Raw genomic sequence first — 4,562 nt, 5'->3', positions numbered from 1 at the left:
CTTTCGGAAGCTTATCTGGCAAGTAGCCGCCTTGGCTTTCCGTCTTAGTGGTCAATCCCGCTTCGTGCTGGATATAGACTCAACGCATTGTGATACTTTCGGTAATCAAGAACGGTCCGCCTTCAACGCTCACTATATGGCCTATGGATGTAGGACGGATTTTGCGGACATTCAAAATAAAAAAGAATGTGGAGGTAACAGACAATGGCAAAATCATTATTTGAGGAACTGGGCGGCAAATACGAAAGGCAAGGGGATTATTTGATACCGTGCTTAACTGTACCCGCCGAAGAAGAACAGGCAATAGGCATCTGGGGGCAACGGCATTTAGATTATCTAAAACAGTACCGTAAAGTTACATACACCAATCTTCTTACAAGCGGCAGGCTAAACGCCTACCTTGCCGACATCAACAGACAGGCACAGGAACGCTTTGAAAGGCTCATAGAGGGTATGAAACAGGCACAGGGCATAACGGAACAGCTAAAGGCAGAAAACGCCTTAGAATGGACAGGATGCCTCAATAACATAAGGGCTTGTGCGAGGGAGATTGTGGAAAAGGAAATTATTTTTGCATAAACAGATGATTAGTGGCAGGGGGAAATCCTGCCGCTTTTTCTGCTTTAGTTTGTCAGCTTGACAAATAAAGGGTTAAGGAATATAATTAGATTCAGTTTTATACAAGGAGTTAATAAATATGCGGCAAGGTATTCTTAAATAAACTGTCAATTTGATAGTGGGAACAAAAAGTAGCAGTCCCGTTTCACTTTTAATATGGGGCTTAGTTTTTTGTACCCAGTTTAAGAATACTTTTATCATGTAATTTTATATGCCCGAAAACATATAAGTGTTTTGGGGCTATTGGAGTTATTTACCCAGTGATAGGAGTATTTATCACTGGGTATTTTTATGCCCTTTTTTGGGTGTTGATAGGAGGAAAATCACATGAAAATAATTAACTTAGGCATTCTGGGTCACGTTGACGCAGGAAAGACAACATTAACGGAAAGTTTATTATATACCAGTGGTGCAATTGCAGAACTAGGGAGCGTAGATGAAGGCACAACAAGGACAGATACAATGAATTTGGAGCGTCAAAGGGGAATCACTATCCAGACAGCAGTGACATCTTTTCAGTGGGAGGATGTAAAAGTCAACATTATAGATACGCCAGGCCATATGGATTTTTTGGCGGAAGTATACCGTTCTTTATCCGTTTTAGACGGAGCAGTATTATTAGTTTCTGCAAAGGATGGCATACAGGCACAGACCCGTATACTGTTTCATGCACTACAGACAATGAAGATTCCGACAATCTTTTTCATCAATAAAATTGACCAAGAGGGGATTGATTTGCCAATGGTATATCGGGAAATGAAAGCAAAGCTTTCTTCGGAAATTATAGTGAAGCAAAAGGTTGGGCAGCATCCCCATATAAATGTAACGGACAATGACGATATGGAACAGTGGGATGCGGTAATTATGGGAAACGATGAACTATTAGAGAAATATATGTCAGGGAAACCGTTTAAAATGTCAGAACTGGAACAGGAAGAAAACAGGAGATTCCAAAACGGAACGTTATTTCCCGTTTATCACGGAAGCGCTAAAAACAATCTGGGGATTCGGCAGCTTATAGAAGTGATTGCCAGTAAATTTTATTCATCAACGCCTGAAGGTCAATCTGAATTATGCGGGCAGGTTTTTAAGATTGAATATTCAGAGAAAAGGCGGCGTTTTGTTTATGTGCGTATATATAGCGGAACATTGCATTTGAGGGATGTTATTAGAATATCTGAAAAAGAGAAAATAAAAATCACAGAGATGTGTGTTCCGACAAACGGTGAATTATATCCATCCGATACAGCCTGCTCTGGTGATATTGTAATTTTACCAAATGATGTTTTGCAGCTAAACAGTATTTTGGGGAACGAAATGCTGTTGCCGCAGAGAAAATTTATTGAAAATCCTCTCCCTATGCTCCAAACAACGATTGCAGTAAAGAAACCTGAACAGCGGGAAATATTGCTTGGGGCACTTACAGAAATTTCAGATGGCGACCCTCTTTTAAAATATTATGTGGATACTACAACGCATGAGATTATACTTTCTTTTTTGGGGAATGTGCAGATGGAAGTCATTTGTGCCATCCTTGAGGAAAAATATCATGTGGAGGCAGAAATAAAAGAGCCTACTGTTATATATATGGAAAGACCGCTTAGAAAAGCAGAATATACCATCCACATAGAAGTCCCGCCAAATCCTTTCTGGGCTTCTGTCGGGTTGTCCATAGAGCCGCTCCCTATTGGAAGCGGAGTGCAGTATGAAAGCAGAGTTTCACTTGGATATTTAAATCAATCGTTCCAAAATGCGGTTATGGAGGGGGTTCTTTATGGCTGCGAGCAGGGGCTGTATGGATGGAAAGTGACAGACTGTAAAATCTGTTTTGAATATGGATTGTATTATAGTCCTGTAAGTACCCCCGCAGACTTTCGGCTGCTTTCCCCTATCGTATTGGAGCAGGCTTTAAAAAAAGCAGGGACAGAACTATTAGAGCCATATCTCCACTTTGAAATTTATGCACCGCAGGAATATCTCTCACGGGCGTATCATGATGCTCCAAGGTATTGTGCAGATATTGTAAGTACTCAGATAAAGAATGACGAGGTCATTCTGAAAGGAGAAATCCCTGCTAGATGTATTCAAGAATACAGGAACGATTTAACTTATTTCACAAATGGGCAGGGAGTCTGCTTGACAGAGTTAAAAGGATACCAGCCAGCTATTGGTAAATTTATTTGCCAACCCCGCCGCCCGAATAGCCGTATAGATAAGGTTCGGCATATGTTCCACAAGTTAGCTTAACAGCTTGCAAAAGTCATATAAAATGAGATTTGAAAGGATTAGAGACTAATTATGATGAAATGCGAATGGATATTGTGTCCTGTTTGTGGGAGCAAAACCCGTAATAAAATTAGGAAGGACACTGTTTTGGAGAATTATCCCCTTTATTGTCCAAAATGCAGACAAGAAAGATTGATTAAAGTTGACAACTTGAAGATAACTGTCATCAAAGAGCCAGACGCTTAAGACGCAGAGCCGATGAAATTGTGGAACAATTCACGAATCATCGGCTCTTTTTGTTTCGTATTTGAAAGAACAAACTCACCAAATAAAAAAAACGCCCTGGTTTAAAATCGAAGTGCAACACCTGATAAAGCAGACCAATTTGCACAAAAAGGTCATGAAGACCTATTCTTGTTAGCGTCCAAACCATACAAGAAAGCAGGAATCTTCATGACCCACTCTCAGAGTACCACCGCTCGCTCTTATCACCAACTCACTTCCGATGAACGAGGCAAAATTGAAGTGCTGTGCGCCCAGGGCAAAACTCTAAGTGTAATTGCTGGAGACCTGAACCGCAGTAAGAGCACGATTAGTCGTGAGTTAAAACGAGGTGTCGTTAATCAGATGGATTCACACCACCGAATCCATCCTGTGTATTTTGCAGACGCCGCTCAGTGCAAGCACGAAGAGGCCAGAGTCAATAGTCATGCCAAGGGATTGCTAGAGCGGTGTGACTATTTCTTTAAGGAGCTGGTCGAAGCGTTAAAGCAGCGTCCGCGCATTCACAGCGTTGATAGTTTTGTCCATGACTTTCAGATGCGCTTCCCACACCTGAAGTGTCCATCAACCCCAACGGTCTATCGGTACATTGACGCGGGTCTTCTCCCACTTACCAACTTAGACTTACCCGTCAAATTAAGGCGTCGCGTCAAACGACCGGGATTGCGCCACGCTCGAATGAATAAGCACAACCTTGGTGAGTCGATTGAGAATCGGCCAAAGGCCGTTGACGGCCGGCTAGGAGTCGGTCACTGGGAAGGTGATCTGGTCAAAGGAAAGCGAGTTGAAAGCGAACCAGCATTAATGACACTCACGGAGCGATACTCCCGAACCGAGATTATCGTCAAGCTACCTGACTATCACGCGGAAACCTGTCGCCGCGCCCTTCAAGCAACGATAGATGATTATGGTGCCAAGGAGTTCGACTCCATCACGTTTGACAACGGTTCAGAGTTCTCATCGTTAGCCAGCGTGACGGGAACGAAGATCTACTTTGCCCATCCATACTCGCCTTGGGAGCGCGGATCAAACGAGAATGCCAATGGCCTTTTGCGAGAGTACTTCCCTAAAGGCAAGTCATTTAAACGCGTGACCTTGGAGGAAATTCAGGCGGTCCAGTCAGCGTTGAATCACCGCCCAAGACGTTCACTAGGTTGGCTGCGACCATGTGATTACTACCCCAACATGGCATGACCTATACCGCTAACAAGAATCGGTTAAAAAGTGTTGCGCTTGATTTGACAATTGAGGAAATAAAAAAAACGATATTCGGGTGGGTTATTTTGTCCTGGATTATTCATAGAATTTCAAAAAAGCAGCGCAATCCCACGATTCACACGGGACTGCGCTGCTTTGGTGTTTCACCCATTGGGTGCGCCTATATGCTAAGGTTGAGTCAACGAAAACCATCACGAAAGCGAGGCTTCACACCATCT

General features: G+C 42.9%; 4 protein-coding genes and 1 pseudogene. All 5 read left to right on the top strand.

Annotated elements, in window-relative coordinates; genetic code table 11:
* Positions 1–265: pseudogene (locus tag EKM90_RS13325) on the top strand (hypothetical protein); the annotation flags it as partial.
* A complete protein-coding gene (locus tag EKM90_RS12600) occupies positions 205–579 on the top strand; it encodes a TnpV protein (RefSeq protein ID WP_001129922.1) in 375 nt (124 codons plus the stop codon). The pseudogene EKM90_RS13325 and the gene EKM90_RS12600, both read left to right, overlap by 61 nt.
* Before the next feature lie 366 nt (positions 580–945).
* A complete protein-coding gene (gene tet(O), locus EKM90_RS12595; protein WP_125583147.1) occupies positions 946–2,865 on the top strand; it encodes a tetracycline resistance ribosomal protection protein Tet(O) in 1,920 nt (639 codons plus the stop codon).
* 51 nt (positions 2,866–2,916) lie between these two features.
* Entirely contained in the window at positions 2,917–3,090 is a 174-nt protein-coding gene (locus EKM90_RS12590; RefSeq protein WP_002779755.1) for a cysteine-rich KTR domain-containing protein, read from the top strand.
* Between the two features lie 207 nt (positions 3,091–3,297).
* On the top strand, positions 3,298–4,320 hold the full coding sequence (locus tag EKM90_RS12585) for an IS30 family transposase (RefSeq protein WP_125572578.1): 1,023 nt from the start codon (positions 3,298–3,300) through the stop codon (positions 4,318–4,320).
* Positions 4,321–4,562: the final 242 nt, after the last annotated feature.

The sequence above is a fragment of the Lacticaseibacillus suibinensis genome, from assembly GCF_003946175.1.
Classification (GTDB): Bacteria; Bacillota; Bacilli; order Lactobacillales; family Lactobacillaceae; genus Lacticaseibacillus; species Lacticaseibacillus suibinensis.
Note: the sequence above shows the minus strand (reverse complement) of the source record. Positions and strands in the feature narration are given on the sequence as shown.